Genomic DNA, 873 nt, shown 5'->3' on the forward strand with positions numbered 1-873 from the left:
AACAAAGCCGTAGAGCAGAGCAAACAGGGTTTCGAAAAGGATCATCTGCCCGGTGAGCGTCAGCGGTAGCAGACGGCTCATCTTGTTCCACAGGGCATTGCCGCAAAGCGATGCGATGACCGCAACGCCAAGGGAGACTCCGGTAAACTCCATCCAGGCCATGCTTGTGTGGCGGGCGGGGTCGAGGATCAGGGCGATGGGAAGCAGCAGCAATGATTGTGCGCCTGTGACCAGACCGGTAAGCAGGTTCCAGTCATGTGCGCTTACGCCGTTCAAACGATCCAGGGCGCGACTATTCCCCACGGCAAAGCCGGTCCATGAGGCAAGCGCCGCGCAGGCACAGCCGAGGCCGATCAATCGTGCGGTCCCGCCAGACGCCGCAGCTGAGCCTGGCTGGAAAAGTGCCTGCCATCCGATGCAAAACGCACCGACCATGCAGAAAAACAGCGACGGCGCGAGATGCACGAAACGCGGGGAGTCGCGGTCGCGACTGCCAATGATCGTAACGGCAACCGGCATGAAGCCGATAACGAGCGAGGTCAGCGCGATACCGCCCTGCTGCACCGCCGTCGAGAGCATGATGTAGTAGAAGCTGTTGCCAAAAAAAGAGAGCCAAAAAAGCACGATCCAGTCTCGTCGGCGCAGGGTATGGCCCAGGCGCTTCAGGCGAGGGCTTACGAGCATGAGCGCGATAAGCCCGTAAAAGAGATAGCGGCCCGCTGCGAGATCAAGCGGCGGAAAATCGCGCACAAGCTCCGGCGCTAGAAAGACCAGCCCCCAGAGCGCGCCTGCACCAGCGCCGCAAAGCACACCGAGGGGCAGATTATGGCGGGGGGGGGGTGGGGGGGGGGGCATGCCTGACTATCTAGCGGG

1 protein-coding gene is annotated in these 873 nt (G+C 61.6%); it reads right to left on the reverse strand.

Annotation, left to right across the window (positions count from 1 at the left end; genetic code table 11):
- Positions 1 to 855, reverse strand: an 855-nt coding sequence (locus tag C0V97_RS18195) for a DMT family transporter (RefSeq protein ID WP_148114992.1), incomplete at its 3' end; no start/stop codon positions are given.
- Positions 856 to 873: the final 18 nt, after the last annotated feature.

Source organism: Asaia sp. W19, from assembly GCF_003994335.1.
Classification (GTDB): Bacteria; Pseudomonadota; Alphaproteobacteria; order Acetobacterales; family Acetobacteraceae; genus Asaia.